Here is a 15,341-nt window from a genome sequence, read left to right as displayed (position 1 = left end):
GCCCCGATGCGGTGCCCGTATTGCGGTGGCGGCGACACGCAGGTGAAGGACTCCCGGTCGACGGAGGACGACACCGCCATTCGCCGCCGCCGGGTCTGCATCACCTGCGGCGGCCGCTTCACGACCTTCGAGCGGGTGCAGCTGCGCGAGCTGTCGGTGATCAAGCGATCCGGCCGGCGGGTGCCGTTCGACCGCGACAAGCTGATGCGATCGGTCCAGGTCGCCATGCGCAAGCGGCCGACGCCGCCGGAGCAGGTGGAGCAGATGGTCTCGGGCATCGTCCGCCAGTTGGAGAGTTCCGGCGAGGCCGAGGTCACGGCCGAAGACCTGGGCAACCTGGTCATGGAAGCGCTGAAGACCGTGGACGACGTCGCCTATGTGCGCTTCGCCTCGGTCTACAAGGACTTCCGCGAGGCGAAGGACTTCGAGGCCTTCATCGGCGAGCTCGCCCAGCCGGAAACGACGGATCCCCACGACGAATGACGGCCACGGTCTGAGATGGTGCGATTGAGCGCGGACGAACAGGCCGAGCTCGACCGGCGGTTCATGGCCGCCGCGCTGGCGCTCGGCCGGAGAAACGCCGGGCATACGTGGCCGAATCCGGCAGTGGGCACCGTCATCGTCCAGCAGGGCGCCTCAGGCCCGCGCGTCGTTGCCCATGGCTGGACCGACATCGGCGGCCGGCCCCATGCGGAAGTGCGTGCGCTCGCGGACGCCGGCGAGGATGCGAAGGGCGCCACCTGCTACGTGACCCTGGAGCCCTGCGCCCACTATGGCCGGACGGGACCCTGCTCCTCCGCTCTGGTGGCCGCCGGCGTGGGCCGTGTCGTGAGCGCGCTGGACGATCCGAACCCGCTGGTCTTCGGGCGCGGCCTCAAGCGGATCGCCGCGGCCGGCATCGAGGTGACGTCCGGCGTCGGCTCCGCTCAGGCCCGCCGAGACCATGCCGGCCACATCCGCAAGATGACCGACAACCGGCCGCACATCCGTCTCAAGCTCGCGATTTCGCGTGACGGCATGATCGGGCGGCGCGGCGAGGGGCAGGTGCGCATCTCTGGTCCCGACGCCTGGACGCGGACGCACCTCCTGCGCGCGGAGACCGACGCCGTCATGATCGGCATCGGCACCGCCCTTGCCGACGATCCCGAGCTCACCTGCCGTCTTCCCGGGCTGGCGGCGCGTTCCCCGGTCCGGGTGGTGTTGGATCCCTCTGCGAAACTGCCGCTCGAGAGCCGGCTCGTCGCCACGGCCGATCTCGCGCCGCTGTGGGTGGTGGTGGCCCCGGATGCGCCCCGGGAAAAGATCGCAGCACTCCGCGACAGCGGTGCCTCGGTGCTCACCCGCCTGATCCGGCCCGGCGGCCGGCTCGACCTGCTGGACGTGGTGCGCGGACTGGGCGACTGGGGGCTGACCACGCTGCTGGTGGAAGGCGGCGCCCGCATCGCGCGCGGCCTGCTCGAGGCGGACCTGATCGACGAGGCGATTTTCTATCGGGCGCCGATGGAGGTCGGGAAGAACGGTGTGCCGGCGTTCGACGGGCTCGACATGGAGACCGTCGTCGACCCGTCCCGGTTCGAACTGCTGCATGAGGCTCTGGTGGGCGCCGACCAGATGACCCATTTCTGGCGCACGGAATAGGCTGGCCGCGGGCCCCGACGGCCGCGCAGCGAGAGACGAGGTGTTCATGTTCACCGGTATCATCACCGACGTGGGGCGCGTCGTGGACGTCGTGCCGGCGGAAGCCGGAATCCGGGCGCGGATCGCCAGCCGGTATCTTGCAGAGCGGATCGCCATCGGTGCGTCGATCGCCTGTTCCGGCGTCTGCCTGACCGTCGTGGAACGGGAGGCGACGGACGAGGGCGGGTCGGTCTTCTCCGTCGACATCTCGCCGGAGACGCTCGACCGCTCGACCCTGGGTGCATGGCGGGCCGGCAGCCCGGTCAACCTGGAGCGGGCGCTCGCGATCGGCGACGAGCTGGGCGGCCACATCGTCACCGGCCACATCGACGGTTTCGCCGACCTGATCGAGCGCCGGGACGAGGGCGAGATGGCGCGGTTCGTCTTCCGGGTGCCGGATCCGCTGAAGCGGTTCATCGCGGAAAAGGGGTCGGTGGCGCTCGACGGCACGTCGCTGACGGTCAACAGCGTCTCCGACGCGGAGTTTTCCGTGATGCTGATCCCGCACACGCTGACGGTCACCACCTGGGGCGCGGCGCGGCCCGGAGACCGGGTCAACCTCGAAGTCGACATGATGGCGCGCTACGTGGCCAGATTGCAGGAAACGATGGCTGTCCCGTCCGCGCAGGGCTGATCCGCGGGCGGACCACTGGACAAGGGCGGATGCCCATGGTTGGTCTCTGCGCTTCATGCATTCGTACCGAGCGACCTCGGCGGCACCGCAACGGGAGCCCGAGGGTCACGGCTGAAAGATTTCTGGAACGATGAAACAGACGGCTCCCCATGCCTTGGTGATCGAGGCCCGCTTCTACGGCGATCTGGCCGACGCGCTCTTCGAGGGCGTGCGGCGGGTGTTCGATGCCCGTGGCGTCACCTACGAGCGCATTGCGGTTCCCGGGGTGCTCGAGATCCCGGCCGCGCTGTCGATGGCCCTGACCGCCTCCGACGACGGCCGCGCCGAGTTCGATCTCGTGGTGCTGAACGGCTGCGTGATCCGCGGCGAGACCGGCCACTACGACATCGTCGCCGGCGAATCGAACCGCGCGATCATGGATCTCGTGGTGGAGACCGGCGTGCCGCTCGGCAATGCGATCCTGACCGTGGAGAACGGCGAGCAGGCCTGGGACCGGGCCGATCCGGAGCGCCGCAACAAGGGCGGGCACGCCGCCGAAGCGGCCCTTGCCATGTACGAACTCGCAGCACGTTTTGCCGGCTAGACCATGGGCGCGAACGATACCCAGCCGAAGGACCGTCCAGCCAACCAGCGCGGCGTTGCGCGGCTGGCGGCGGCCCAGGCGCTCTACCAGCTGGAACTGACCCGCGCCCCGGTCAACGACGTGATCGCGGAGTTCGAGCTCTTCCGTCTGAAGCAGGAGATCGAGGGCGCGAACTGGCGCGACATCGATTTCGCCTGGTTCAAGGAACTTGTCTCGGGCGTGGTGGAGAACCAGCGCGAGATCGATCCGAAGGTGAACGAGGCGCTGGCAGCCGAGTGGCCGCTCAAGAGGGTCGACGCGACCCTGCGGGCAATCCTGCGGTCCGGCGTCTATGAACTGCTGAAGCGCAAGGACGTGCCGGCGCGGGTCGCGATCTCCGAATATGTCGAGGTCGCCAAGGCGTTCTTCGACGACGACGAGCCGCGCATCGTCAACGGCGTGCTGGACCGGATCGGACGCGATCTGCGCTCGGGCGAACTGGCGGGCCGGCAGCGGCCGGTCGTGGAATGAGCGAGGCCGGGGGCCCGTTCGACCCGCGCGCGAACGCGCCGTCAGAGACGGGTGGCGGCCCCGCGACGGCAACATCGCGCCCCGGGGAGTTCGAGATCATCGAGCGCTATCTGGCGCCGCTCGCCTCCGATCCGGGTGCGGCAGGTCTTTCAGACGATGCGGCCGTGATCACCGCCGAGCCCGGTACCGACCTGGTCGTCACCAAGGATGCGCTCGCCGCCGACGTCCACTTTTTCGCCGACGATCCGCCGGGTTCCATCGCATCGAAGGTGCTGCGGGCGAACCTCTCCGATCTGGCAGCCAAGGGCGCCACGCCGGCCGGCTATCTGATGGCGCTGGCGCTTCCCTCCGACTGGACCGCCGACTGGCTGGAGGCCTTTGTCGCCGGACTGGCCGACGACCAGGACCGCTACGGGATCACGCTTCTGGGCGGGGATACGCTGAAGGCGTCCGGCGGGCTGACGATCTCCATCACGGCGTTCGGACGACTGCCGGCAGGGTCGATCGTGCGCCGCTCCGGGGCAAAGCCCGGCGACCGGGTGTTCGTGACCGGGACCATCGGCGATGCGGCACTGGGTCTCGCGCTGCGGTTCGAGCCGGGAAAGGCGTCCGCCTGGGGCCTCGACGACGCGATGGCCGCTCATCTCGCCGACCGTTATCTTTGGCCGCAGCCGCGCACGACGGCCGCCGCGGCGGTGCGCCGCTTCGCCTCCGCCGCCCTGGACGTGTCCGACGGGCTGATCGGCGATCTCGCCCACATGGCGTCGTCCTCCGGCGTGGCCGCCCGGATCGGCGCGGCCGACGTTCCCTTGTCTCCTGCCGTTGCCCAGGCGAGCCGCATCGATCCGGCGGCGTTCGAGATGGCGCTCACCGGCGGCGACGACTTCGAGATCCTGGCGAGCGTTCCGGAACAGTCCTGCGACGGCTTTCGGGATGCGTTGACCGCGATCGGGGTGCCTGTCACCGAGATCGGATCGATTGAAGCGGGTGAAGGGATTGTCGTCGTCGGTCGGGACGGCCAGCCGATGACCCTGGCGGGAACATCCTTTAGTCATTTCTAATATAAATACGTGCCCGGCTTGCCCGCGCGCGGCTGCAGGCGCATGGTGCGCCCGCCCACCAAGTTCAGACCGCGTTCAAGCGGCGATGCCGGATTTGCCATGACCAGCCCGACTGCCGAAGCCCATTTCGTCGACGACCGTCTGGCGCGCCGAAACGCGTTCCTGCTTGCCGCCGCCCAGGCACTGGGCGGGGCGATCACGTCGATCACCATCGCGACCGGCGGGCTGACGGGCTTCTATCTGCTCGGGCCGGACAAGTCGCTCGCCACGCTGCCGGTGACGACGATGGTTCTGGGAACGGCCTGCGGCACGGTTCCGGCGGCCCTCCTGATGCGGCGGATCGGTCGGCGCCCGGGCTTCATGATCGGATCCCTGGTTGGTGCTGCGGGGGGGATCGCGGCATGTCTGGCGATTCTCTACGGGTCCTTCCTGCTGTTCGCTCTGGCGACCTGGTTCACCGGCCTGTCGACGGCGTTCGTGCAGCAGTACCGCTTCGCGGCCACCGATACGGCGAGCGCAGTGTTCCGGCCGAAGGCGATTTCGTGGGTGCTGGCCGGCGGCATCCTGGCGGGCGTCATCGGCCCGCAGACGGTGATCTGGACGCGCGACCTGTTCTCGCCGATCCAGTTCGCCGGCGCCTTTCTGGCCCAGGCCGGGCTGTGCCTGATCGCCATGACGATCCTGGCCTTCGTGTCGATCCCCAAGCCGAAGATCTCGGATGACCGCACGAAAGGGCGGCCGCTCACTCAGATCCTGTCGGAAACGCGGATTGCGATCGCGGTTCTGTGCGGCGTCGTCTCTTATGCGCTGATGAGCCTGGTGATGACCGCGGCGCCGCTGGCGATGGTCCAGTGCGGGCTGTCGGCCGACAATGCGGCGCTCGGCATCCAGTGGCACGTGATCGCCATGTTCGCGCCGAGCTTCTTCACCGGCAATCTGATCGCCCGGTTCGGCCGCGAGACCATCACCGCGATCGGACTGGCGTTGCTTGCGACTTCCGGCATCGTGGCGCTCACGGGCCTCACGCTCGGCCACTTCTGGCTTGCGCTCATCCTGCTCGGTCTCGGATGGAACTTCGGCTTCATCGGCGCCACGGCAATGCTCACCGATGCGCATCGGCCCGAGGAACGGGCCCGCGTCCAGGCGGCCAACGATCTGTGCGTGTTCGGGTTCGTCGCGATCGCGTCGTTCTCCTCCGGCAAGATCCTGAACGTCGCCGGCTGGGGGATGGTGAACTGGGCGCTGTTTCCGGTCATTGCGCTGGCGCTTGCGGCGCTGTCCTGGCTCGTGCTGACCGGCCGTCACCGGACCGCTTAGACCGTCAGCGGTCCGACCCGTCCGGTCAGGTCGCGCCGGGCGCCCAATCGGGACGATTTCCCGACTTCTTTTTTCCAGGTTGAGCGGCCCAAGCGAAGGCCGGAAAAGCGGCCCGCAATCGCGGCGTTATTTTTGCGTCAGAGGAACGGCCAGCTGCGGTTTCTTGACCTGCCGGATGCATTGCGCCGGCGCCCCGGAGATCCTCCCGGCCTGCAACCCTGATTGGCGAAGCCCCGTCGGCACACTTGACGGCCCCCACCCCGGTCGGCACCAATGATGCCACTTCTGCCGGTATCGGGCCGGCCAATACACATAAAAATTACGGCGCCAACGGCTGAAAAAGCCGAGTCTGTCGAGGGAGGAATGGGAATGGTTGGAGTGTTGATTGTGGTCTTGTGCGGACTGTTGTCCGTACTCTACGGCGTCTGGGCCATCCGGTCCGTGATGTCGGCCAATGCCGGCTCGGAGCGGATGCAGGAGATCGCCGGAGCGATCCAGGAAGGCGCGCAGGCCTATCTGTCGCGCCAGTACACCACAATCGCCATCGTTGGCGTCGTCATCTTCATCATCGTCGCGCTTCTGCTCGGGATCGCCGTCGCCATCGGATTTGCGATCGGCGCGATCCTCTCCGCCGCCGCGGGCTTCATCGGGATGCTCGTCTCGGTGCGGGCCAACGTCCGCGTGGCCCAGGCCTCCAGCCAGAGCCTGGCGGCGGGCCTCGACATCGCCTTCAAGTCGGGGGCCGTCACGGGCATGCTGGTGGCCGGCCTCGCGCTCATGGGCGTCGCGGTCTACTACCTGATCCTGACCAGCTTCCTGGGCTATGCGCCGGGTGACCGGCTCGTGGTGGACGCGCTTGTCGCGCTCGGCTTCGGCGCGTCGCTGATCTCCATCTTCGCCCGTCTGGGCGGCGGTATCTTCACCAAGGGCGCGGACGTCGGCGGCGATCTCGTCGGCAAGGTCGAGGCGGGCATTCCCGAGGACGACCCGCGCAACCCGGCGACCATCGCCGACAACGTGGGCGACAATGTCGGCGACTGCGCCGGCATGGCGGCCGACCTGTTCGAGACCTACGCGGTCACGGTCGTCGCAACCATGGTGCTGGCTGCGATCTTCTTCGCCGGCACCGATCTCCTGACGGCGGCGTTGCTCTATCCGCTGGCGATCGGCGGATCGTGCGTGGTCACCTCGATCATCGGCACGTTCTTCGTCCGGCTCGGCGCGAACCAGTCCATCATGGGGGCGCTCTACAAGGGCTTCATCGCCACGGCCGTTTTGTCGCTGATCGTGCTGTTGCCGGTGACGGCGATCGTCTTCGGCGGCCTGACGGGAACGGTCGACCTCAGCGACGGCACCACGATCAGCCCGCTCGCGCTCTATTTCTGCGGCGTGACGGGGCTCGCGGTCACCGGGCTCATCGTCTGGATCACCGAGTACTACACCGGGACCGGCTTCCGGCCGGTGCGCTCGATCGCCGACGCCTCCCAGACCGGACACGGCACCAACGTGATCCAGGGGCTCGCGATCTCCCTGGAAGCCACCGCGCTGCCGGCCATCGTGATCATCGCCGGCATCATCGTGACCTACTCGCTGGCCGGCCTGTTCGGGATCGCCATCGCGGTGACGACGATGCTGGCGCTGGCGGGCATGGTCGTCGCCCTCGACGCCTTCGGTCCGGTCACCGACAACGCCGGCGGCATCGCTGAGATGGCGGATCTGCCCTCGGAGGTGCGCAACACCACCGACGCGCTCGACGCGGTGGGCAACACGACCAAGGCCGTCACCAAGGGTTACGCCATCGGCTCGGCGGGTCTGGGTGCGCTGGTCCTGTTCGCCGCCTACAACCAGGACCTTCGCTACTTCATCGCGAACTCGGAGGAGTATCCCTACTTCGCGGACATCGGGGCAGGGGCGCTCGACTTCTCGCTGGCCAATCCGTACGTGGTCGTCGGTCTCTTCTTCGGCGGCCTGCTGCCCTATCTCTTCGGCGGCATCGCGATGACGGCGGTCGGGCGCGCGGCGAGCGCGGTCGTCCAGGAGGTCCGCCGCCAGTTCAAGGAAAAGCCCGGCATCATGGAGGGCAAGGAGCGGCCGGACTACGGGCGCGCCGTCGACATGCTCACGAAGGCGGCGATCAAGGAGATGATCGTTCCCTCGTTGCTGCCCGTGCTGTCGCCGATCTTCGTCTATTTCGTGGTCTATGCGATCGCCGGAAAGGCCGATGCGTTCGCGGCCGTCGGGGCCATGCTTCTGGGCGTGATCGTCACCGGTCTGTTCGTCGCGATCTCGATGACCGCAGGCGGCGGCGCCTGGGACAACGCCAAGAAGTACATCGAGGACGGCCACTATGGCGGCAAGGGCTCGGAGGCCCACAAGGCGGCGGTGACCGGCGATACGGTCGGTGATCCCTACAAGGACACGGCCGGTCCGGCCGTGAACCCGATGATCAAGATCACCAATATCGTGGCCCTGCTGCTTCTGGCGGTGCTCGCCCACTGACGGCAGGTAGACATCGCGAGCCGATCCGACAGGACCGGCCGCAAAGGGCCGGCCGCAACGAAAAGGCGCCCGTCTCCGGCTGGAGGCGGGCGCCTTCTTATCCGTCCGGCAGGCCGAGAAATCCGGTCGCGGACCCCGGCAGCGGCCACAAATCAGAGCACCGGGCGCGTCACGCCCTTGAGAACCTGGGACACGAACCCGAGATCTTCACCGGTGGTCGGCGTCTTGCGGGCCTGATAGTCGAACACCTGCCCATCCTTGAGGCCGTATTCCGCAATGTCGCGGACGCGGCCTTCGGAATCGAAATAGACCGCGACGATCCGCCGGTCCGTCGTCCGGGCGTTCAGGAAGCGAACCGGTTGCTGCTCGGTCTGGGATATGTAGTAGAAGACCTCGTTGCTGGTCACACCGACAGTCGAGGGCGTACCCAAAGCGAGTTCGACCTGCTCCCGGCTTGCCCCAACGGGCGCCTGCTGCATCTGCTCTTCGGTGATCCGCTGGCCGTGAACGAACGTCTCGGACGTGCAGGCGCTGAGACCGACCACGAGCACCAGGGCAGCGAGGCCCGCGCGGGTGATCGGAAGGCGGGACCGGGTGTCCTGCGCGGACGAAACCAGATTGGCCCTGCGGGGCGTTGTTGTAGGCGTGAGGCGTGACCCAGACATGATTCTCGGTTTTTTCAATCGTCGTAAGGGTGAGAAGGCTGCGCCGCTTTATGCCTCGATCGTGGCACAGGCACGGCAGCCGGTGTTTTATCGCGATTGGTCCGTCGCCGATACCGTCGAAGGACGTTTCGAGATGGTGGTACTTCATCTTGTGCTCGTCACCGAGCGGTTGCGGGCCGAGGACGGCACAATCGCGCCCTCCGCCCAGGCGCTGTTCGACTTCTTTCTCCTCGACATGGACCGCAGCCTGCGGGAGATGGGGGTCGGCGATCTCTCGGTCGGCAAGCGCATGAAGAAGATCGGCCAGCAGGTCTACGGCCGGTTCGATGCATTTCGGCCGGGGCTGGCGGCCGGCGATGAGGCGAGCCTTTCGACCGCCATCGACCGCAACGTCTTTGCCGACGGATCCGAGCCGGAAGCGGCCGGCTGGCTCGCCACCTACGCCGTCGAGACGGTCAGCCGTTTGGCATCGCAGCCAACATCCGATATCGAGTCAGGACGTATCGATTGGCCCGAACCCTCTCAAACCCTGCGGAGATCCCCCGCATGACAGAGACCTTTGCGCTCAGCCGACCGATTTCCGTGACCGACGTCGCGCCCGATGGCCAGACCGTCGCCTTCGAGGCGGATGCGGAGGAACGGGAGGCACTCGCGGCCGCGTTCAATCTGTCCAGCATCGAATCACTCGCCGCGGACTTCGAGGTGAAGCCGTGGCGGGGCGACGGTCTGTCGGTCGCCGGAACGGTCACGGCGGTCGTGGTCCAGCCCTGCGTGGTGTCGCTGGCGCCGGTCCGCCAGACGATCTCCGAGGAGCTTTATCTCCGCTTCATGCCGGAAACGAAGGTCCGCAAGGGCAACGGCGAGATCGACATCGATCCGGGCGGCGAGGATCCGCCGGAGCTCTTCGACGGCGAATCGCTCGATCTCGGAGCCATCGCCGCCGAGCATGTCGCGCTCGGCATCGATCCCTATCCCAGGGTTCCCGGCGCCCAGTTCGATCCGGTCGAAGAGGGGGACGAGGAGGAGGACGAGGAGCCTTCGCCGTTCGCCGTGCTGGAGCGGCTCAAGCGCGGCGGGGGGCAATGAAGGCCCCGTTTCCCGCAGCCAGATTGTGGTTGTGCGTTGAGACGAAACGAGTATTGTCCTGCGGCCACTCGGTACGGCAACACTCAATCGCCGCGTCGTTTCGCCGGTCCCTCGGTCTCGGTTCGGGTCACGCTGGCGAGCGCAAGAATGGGCGCCTGTCCGTCCAGCCAGAAACGAGGAGCGCGGTGATGTCGGCCCTTTTCAGTCATGCGCCTGCACGATGGTCGGATCCCTCTGACGATGTCTCGAGGGGGTCCACGGTCCGGTGCAGGCCCGCTCACAATTAGGCCGGTTTCCGTATGGCGAAGACCGTCACGCTCTCGCTCGATGCCATGGGCGGCGATGGGGGACCCGAGGTGGTCATCCCCGGCGCCGAGATCGGCCTCGAGCGCTATCCCGACATCCGCTACGAGATCTTCGGCGACGAAGCCCGCGTCGCGCCGATCCTGGACAAGTGCCCCCGGGTGAAGGAGGCAAGCCGTCTGCATCATTGCGAGGTCGCGGTGCAGATGGACGACAAGCCGAGCCAGGCACTTCGCCAGGGACGCTGGAAGTCCAGCATGTGGCGCGCGCTGGAGGCCGGCAAGGACGGAACCGCCGGCGCCGTCGTCTCGGCGGGCAACACCGGCGCCCTGATGGCGATGGCCAAGTTCTGCCTCAGGACGATGCCGGGCGTGGAGCGTCCCGCCATCGCGGCGATCTGGCCGACGATCCGCGGGGAATCGATCGTCCTGGACGTGGGCGCGACCATCGGTGCGGAAGCGGAGCAGCTGACCGGCTACGCCATCCTGGGCGGCGCCATGGCCCGCGCCGTGTTCGGGATCGAGCGGCCGACCGTCGGTCTCCTGAACGTCGGCGTGGAAGAGGTGAAGGGGCTCGAGGAGATCAAGGCGGCGGGCCGGATGCTGCGCGCGGCAGACCTGGAGTCCATCGATTATTTCGGCTTCATCGAGGGCAACGATCTCGGCCGCGGCACCGTGGACGTGGCGGTCACCGAAGGGTTTTCCGGCAACATCGCCCTGAAGACGGCGGAAGGAACCGCCCGGCAGATTTCGGAGTATCTCCGCGCTGCCATGAGCCGGACACTGCAGGCCCAGCTGGGCTATCTTCTCGCCAAGCCGGCCTTCGACCGGCTGAAGGAGAAGATGGATCCGCGCAAGGTCAACGGCGGCGTCTTTCTCGGGTTGAACGGCCTTGTCATCAAGAGCCACGGCGGCACCGACGCGGAGGGCTTCGCCGCCGCCGTCGAGCTTGCATACGACATGGTGCGCAACGATCTGATGAGCAGGATCGCGTCGGATCTGGAGGCCTACCAGGCCTCCGGCGCGGCAGAACGAGCGGATGAGGGAAAGGAGGCGGCTAAGTGAGCGTAACCCGCGCAGTTGTTCTTGGGTGCGGGAGTGCGCTTCCCGATCGTGTCCTGACCAACGCCGATCTCGCCGAAATGGTCGACACGTCCGACGAGTGGATCCTTCAGAGAACCGGAATTCGCGAACGACGGATCGCAGCGCCCGGCCAGACCACGGCCGATCTGGGCCTCAAGGCCGCGCAGCGCGCGATCGCCGATGCCGGCATCGACGTGGGGACGATCGATCTGATCGTGCTGGCGACGGCCACTCCGGACAACACCTTTCCCGCGACGGCCGTCACCATCCAGGAACGGCTCGGCCTGACCAGCGGCGTGGCGTTCGATCTCCAGGCGGTCTGTTCGGGTTTCGTGTTCGCGACCACCACGGCCGATGCCTACCTGAAGAACGGTCTGGCCAAGCGCGCCCTGGTGATCGGCGCGGAGACTTTCTCCCGCATCCTCGACTGGGAGGATCGGACGACGTGCGTCCTGTTCGGGGACGGCGCCGGTGCCATGATCCTGGAAGCCCAGACCGGGGAGGGCACCGTCGACGATCGCGGCGTGCTCGCCACCAAACTGCGCTCTGACGGACGCCACAAGGAAAAGCTGTTCGTGGACGGGGGGCCGTCGTCGACCCAGACGGTCGGGCACCTTCGCATGCAGGGCCGCGAGGTCTTCAAGTACGCCGTCGCCATGATCACCGACGTGATCGAAGCCGTCTTCGACCAGGCGCAGGTGTCGGCCGACGACATCGACTGGTTCATTCCCCACCAGGCCAACAAGCGCATCATCGACGCGTCAGCCCGCAAGCTGGGCATCGCGGAAGAGAAGGTCGTGTCGACGGTGGATCGGCACGGCAACACGTCGGCCGCGTCGATCCCGCTGGCGCTCGACGTGGCGGTGAAGGACGGGCGCGTGAAGCGCGGCGATCTGGTTCTGCTGGAGGCAATGGGCGGCGGCTTCACCTGGGGCGCCACCCTGTTGCGCTGGTAGCCTAAGAATAATCGCTGCAAACCGGGTTTATATCCCGATCCCATGGACTTGCGCATTGACCCGGCGGTCGCGGCGCAATAGCGTTGGTATGGTCTGTCGGCGACCGGTTCGGATGCCGACCATCCAGATCGGTGAGGAGGCTCATGACGGGACGGACCGTGACCCGGGCGGACCTGTGTGAGGCTGTCTACCAGAAGGTCGGTCTCTCCCGAACGGAGTCGGCGGAACTGGTGGAGATGGTCCTCAAGGAGGTCGCCCAGACGCTTGTCGACGGCGAGACCGTCAAGCTGTCTTCCTTCGGTACGTTCGCCGTTCGTGACAAGGGCGAGCGAATCGGGCGCAATCCGAAGACGGGTGAGGAAGTGCCGATCGCGCCGCGGCGTGTCCTCGTCTTCAAGCCGTCCAATGTCTTGAAGAAGAAGATCAACGATGCACTCTCTCCGGAGGCCGGACCCGGCGACTAAGCTGAGCGGGGGGCGCTGATGGCTCAGTCCTCGACCCCGTCAGGCGACAACAAGGGGCCCGAAGCCTACCGGACGATCAGCGAAGTCGCAGCCGAACTGGAGCTGCCCCAGCACGTCCTGCGCTTCTGGGAAACCCGGTTCGGCCAGGTCAAGCCGATGAAGCGCGCCGGCGGCCGCCGGTTCTATCGTCCCCAGGACATCGAGCTGCTTCGCGGTATCCGCCATCTCCTCTATAGCGAAGGACTGACGATCCGCGGCGTCCAGAAGGTGCTGCGCGAGCAGGGGCCCCGCCACGTGGCTGCGATCGGACGCGGCGACAGCGACGTCTTCGGCGAGCCGGAAGCGCCGCCGCCGCGGCTCAAGCCCGCGCGCCATCACGAGGACGACGCGGCGATGGACGCGCAGGCGTTCTTTCCGTTTCCAGACGACCCGCACGACGCCCAGACGGGCCGCGAGGACTATGCGTCCCGCGCTCCGTCCCTGAAGCCCGCCGAGGAGGACTTCGAGGCGGCAGTGCGGCGCAAGCCGGCGAACCGCCGCCGACCTGCGCCCGCCGAGGACGACGAGGCCGACGCCTATGAGCCGAAGCCCTCGCCTCGGGTCTCCGCGCCCGGCCGGGGGCCATCCCGAGAGGCGCCGGACTGGCCCGAGACTGAGGAAGAGGCAGAGCCGCCGGCATTCGAGGGGGACGATCCGCTGCCGCCGGGGATCCTTCCGGAGGACGAACTGCCCAGCCACGAAGGCGAGGGACACTCGGGTGGCTTCCGCCTGTTCGATCGGCTGAAACGGGAGCCGTCGGCAAAGGCGGGCGATGCCAGCCTGTCGCGAGAGGACGTGCGCGACCTCCAGGCGGCCCTGTTCGAGCTTCTGGAGTGCAAGCGGCTCCTCGACCGCACCCGGTAGAGGCCGGGTCGTCCGGCGTCACAGATAGGGGCGCCGACCGGACGGAGCGGGTCTGTGGCCGAACCGGGCCGCGACCAGACGGCGCTGCCATTCGATGACCAGGACGGACAGGAGCAGCAGCACCAGTCCGGTCGGGGCCGACGGAAAGAACAGCGAACTTTCCAGAAGGTTCATCATCAGGATGCCGAGGATGGCGGTGGCGACCGTGTAGACGGGCGCGCTCGCCCTCGGGGTGCGCGGCGTCAGCGCAAACAGGCGCGCCAGCGACAGCGTGAGATCGGCGAGATAGATCAGGATGAGCGCGGCGCCGATCGCGCCCATCTGGACGACGATATCGAGATATCCGTTGTGGGACTGGTTGTAGCGGATCGTGAGCTCGTAGAGCCCCGACCACCAGCCGCGCTTGTCCAGAAGCGGGTGGGCTTCCGGCGGCACCGACCAGTGGGCGCCGAACCCGCGGCCGAGCAGCGGACTTTCGGAGATGTAGTCGATGGCCGCAGACCACAGATCGGTTCGCCCGGTGAAGGTGGCGTCTCCAGTTGCGAGCCCGATCCACTGGGTGAACGACCAGCCGAAGATCCCGCTGACCATGAGAACCAGTCCGCCCAGAGCGGCGATCGCGGCAAAGACGAGGGCGCCGGAATGCCGGCCCGCGCGCATCATCACCAGCGCCGGCAGGACCGCCACCACGATCACGAAGAAGAAGCCGATCGCGTTCTTCGACTGGGTGAGGAGAAGGAAGCCGACCCCGGCGATCGCCAGGGCCACGGCTGCCGCGCGCATCGGACCACGCGCCCAGGCGGCATAGCCGGCAAGCAGAACGATGCCGACGAGGGCCACCGCGCCGGCGATGTTCTTGTGCAGATGAATACCGGACAGACCGAGCTCGGTGAACGCGCGGCCGGGAAACAGGATCGTGTAGACGATGTTCAGGACAAGGATCGCGGCGAATGCGGCGGTCAGCGTCTTGAGGAACGTCTCGGCCGGAAGCCAGATCACGGCGGCGATCGCGATCACGAAATAGATCTCGTAGACCAGCGAGCGGCGGATCGTGAGGGCAGGGAACTGTGACCAGAGCGTCGACAGCGTCATCCACGCGAGAACCAGGACAATCGGCCAGCAGCGCAGGATCGTGCGCAGGGCGGCGCGCGGCTTCGCCACGCACAGGACCAGCGCGCCGGCCAGCAGCCCGAGCAGGATGATCTGACGCTTGGTGTCGCCCTCGGCCGCCGTGCCGGAACGGCTAAGTGCCGGCGCGAACAGGTCGAGGCCCACCAGCTCGTTCGCGATCAGCAGAAACAGCAGCGCGGCCGCGCATCCCCGCAGAAACACATCGAGTCGGGCCGACGCGGCCTGGTGGCGTCGCTCGGGTCGCAGGGCGGGTCTTGGCCCGGGCCGGGGCGCCAGCCTGCGCGGTCGGCCAATTGCAGTCCGGTTGGAGATGAACGGGGATCTGGCTGTCACCGGCAGGGTCCGCAGCTTCAGGGCGCGTCGAGGGCGTCCACGACACTAGAGCGCTTCGGCTCTCGATGAAATTGCAGACCGGCGACCGGCAAACGCCAAAGCCTATTTCCGGGGGGACCGGAATGGAAATGGGGGAG

General features: G+C 67.4%; 15 protein-coding genes and 1 pseudogene. 14 read left to right on the top strand and 2 right to left on the bottom strand.

Going from position 1 to position 15,341, the window contains the following annotated elements:
- Positions 1-6: 6 nt before the first annotated feature.
- From nrdR to J2S73_RS12480, 8 genes are all read left to right on the top strand, one after another.
- Complete coding sequence (gene nrdR / locus J2S73_RS12515) at positions 7-483, top strand: transcriptional regulator NrdR (RefSeq protein WP_306885875.1); 477 nt, start codon at positions 7-9, stop codon at positions 481-483.
- Between the two features lie 15 nt (positions 484-498).
- Entirely contained in the window at positions 499-1,638 is a 1,140-nt protein-coding gene (gene ribD, locus J2S73_RS12510) for a bifunctional diaminohydroxyphosphoribosylaminopyrimidine deaminase/5-amino-6-(5-phosphoribosylamino)uracil reductase RibD (RefSeq protein WP_306885874.1), read from the top strand.
- A gap of 46 nt (positions 1,639-1,684) precedes the next feature.
- The gene (locus J2S73_RS12505) at positions 1,685-2,311 is read left to right on the top strand and encodes a riboflavin synthase (protein WP_306885873.1); all 627 of its coding nucleotides are present in this window, start codon (positions 1,685-1,687) and stop codon (positions 2,309-2,311) included.
- A 130-nt stretch (positions 2,312-2,441) separates the two neighbouring features.
- Positions 2,442-2,894: a 6,7-dimethyl-8-ribityllumazine synthase gene (ribH, locus tag J2S73_RS12500; RefSeq protein ID WP_306885872.1), complete on the top strand. Its 453-nt coding sequence runs from the start codon at positions 2,442-2,444 to the stop codon at positions 2,892-2,894.
- A gap of 3 nt (positions 2,895-2,897) precedes the next feature.
- On the top strand, positions 2,898-3,404 hold the full coding sequence (gene nusB / locus J2S73_RS12495; RefSeq protein WP_306885871.1) for a transcription antitermination factor NusB: 507 nt from the start codon (positions 2,898-2,900) through the stop codon (positions 3,402-3,404).
- Positions 3,401-4,465, top strand: coding sequence for a thiamine-phosphate kinase (gene thiL, locus J2S73_RS12490; protein WP_306885869.1), 1,065 nt, complete (start codon positions 3,401-3,403; stop codon positions 4,463-4,465). The genes nusB and thiL overlap by 4 nt, the downstream gene beginning before the upstream one ends.
- A gap of 99 nt (positions 4,466-4,564) precedes the next feature.
- The gene (locus tag J2S73_RS12485; RefSeq protein ID WP_306885868.1) at positions 4,565-5,782 is read left to right on the top strand and encodes an MFS transporter; all 1,218 of its coding nucleotides are present in this window, start codon (positions 4,565-4,567) and stop codon (positions 5,780-5,782) included.
- Positions 5,783-6,151: 369 nt separating this feature from the next.
- Positions 6,152-8,281 (top strand): sodium-translocating pyrophosphatase, encoded by a 2,130-nt coding sequence (locus J2S73_RS12480; protein ID WP_306885867.1) that lies wholly within the window; start codon positions 6,152-6,154, stop codon positions 8,279-8,281.
- A gap of 152 nt (positions 8,282-8,433) precedes the next feature.
- On the opposite strand, the gene J2S73_RS12475 is transcribed toward J2S73_RS12480, so the two are convergent.
- Positions 8,434-8,946, bottom strand: coding sequence for an outer membrane protein assembly factor BamE (locus J2S73_RS12475; protein ID WP_306885866.1), 513 nt, complete (start codon positions 8,944-8,946; stop codon positions 8,434-8,436).
- Here J2S73_RS12475 and J2S73_RS12470 point away from each other — a divergent pair.
- The 6 genes and pseudogenes from J2S73_RS12470 to J2S73_RS21680 form a co-directional block, all read left to right on the top strand.
- The gene (locus J2S73_RS12470; protein WP_306885865.1) at positions 8,945-9,496 is read left to right on the top strand and encodes a ubiquinol-cytochrome C chaperone family protein; all 552 of its coding nucleotides are present in this window, start codon (positions 8,945-8,947) and stop codon (positions 9,494-9,496) included. The two genes, J2S73_RS12475 and J2S73_RS12470, sit on opposite strands and share 2 nt — an antisense overlap.
- Complete coding sequence (locus tag J2S73_RS12465) at positions 9,493-10,032, top strand: DUF177 domain-containing protein (RefSeq protein ID WP_306885864.1); 540 nt, start codon at positions 9,493-9,495, stop codon at positions 10,030-10,032. The genes J2S73_RS12470 and J2S73_RS12465 overlap by 4 nt, the downstream gene beginning before the upstream one ends.
- A 299-nt stretch (positions 10,033-10,331) precedes the next feature.
- On the top strand, positions 10,332-11,399 hold the full coding sequence (plsX, locus tag J2S73_RS12460; RefSeq protein ID WP_306885863.1) for a phosphate acyltransferase PlsX: 1,068 nt from the start codon (positions 10,332-10,334) through the stop codon (positions 11,397-11,399).
- Positions 11,396-12,373: a beta-ketoacyl-ACP synthase III gene (locus J2S73_RS12455; RefSeq protein ID WP_306885862.1), complete on the top strand. Its 978-nt coding sequence runs from the start codon at positions 11,396-11,398 to the stop codon at positions 12,371-12,373. Before plsX ends, J2S73_RS12455 begins: the two co-directional genes overlap by 4 nt.
- A gap of 143 nt (positions 12,374-12,516) precedes the next feature.
- The gene (locus tag J2S73_RS12450) at positions 12,517-12,837 is read left to right on the top strand and encodes an integration host factor subunit alpha (protein WP_306885861.1); all 321 of its coding nucleotides are present in this window, start codon (positions 12,517-12,519) and stop codon (positions 12,835-12,837) included.
- Between the two features lie 18 nt (positions 12,838-12,855).
- Positions 12,856-13,135 (top strand): annotated as a pseudogene (locus J2S73_RS21680) (MerR family transcriptional regulator); the annotation flags it as partial.
- Positions 13,136-13,758: 623 nt separating this feature from the next.
- On the opposite strand, the gene J2S73_RS12440 reads toward J2S73_RS21680, so the two are convergent.
- A complete protein-coding gene (locus J2S73_RS12440; protein WP_306885860.1) occupies positions 13,759-15,072 on the bottom strand; it encodes an O-antigen ligase family protein in 1,314 nt (437 codons plus the stop codon).
- Between the last annotated feature and the right edge of the window lie 269 nt (positions 15,073-15,341).

The sequence above is a fragment of the Amorphus orientalis genome (assembly GCF_030814015.1).
GTDB lineage: Bacteria > Pseudomonadota > Alphaproteobacteria > Rhizobiales > Amorphaceae > Amorphus > Amorphus orientalis.
This window is presented reverse-complemented; position numbering and strand designations above follow the sequence as displayed.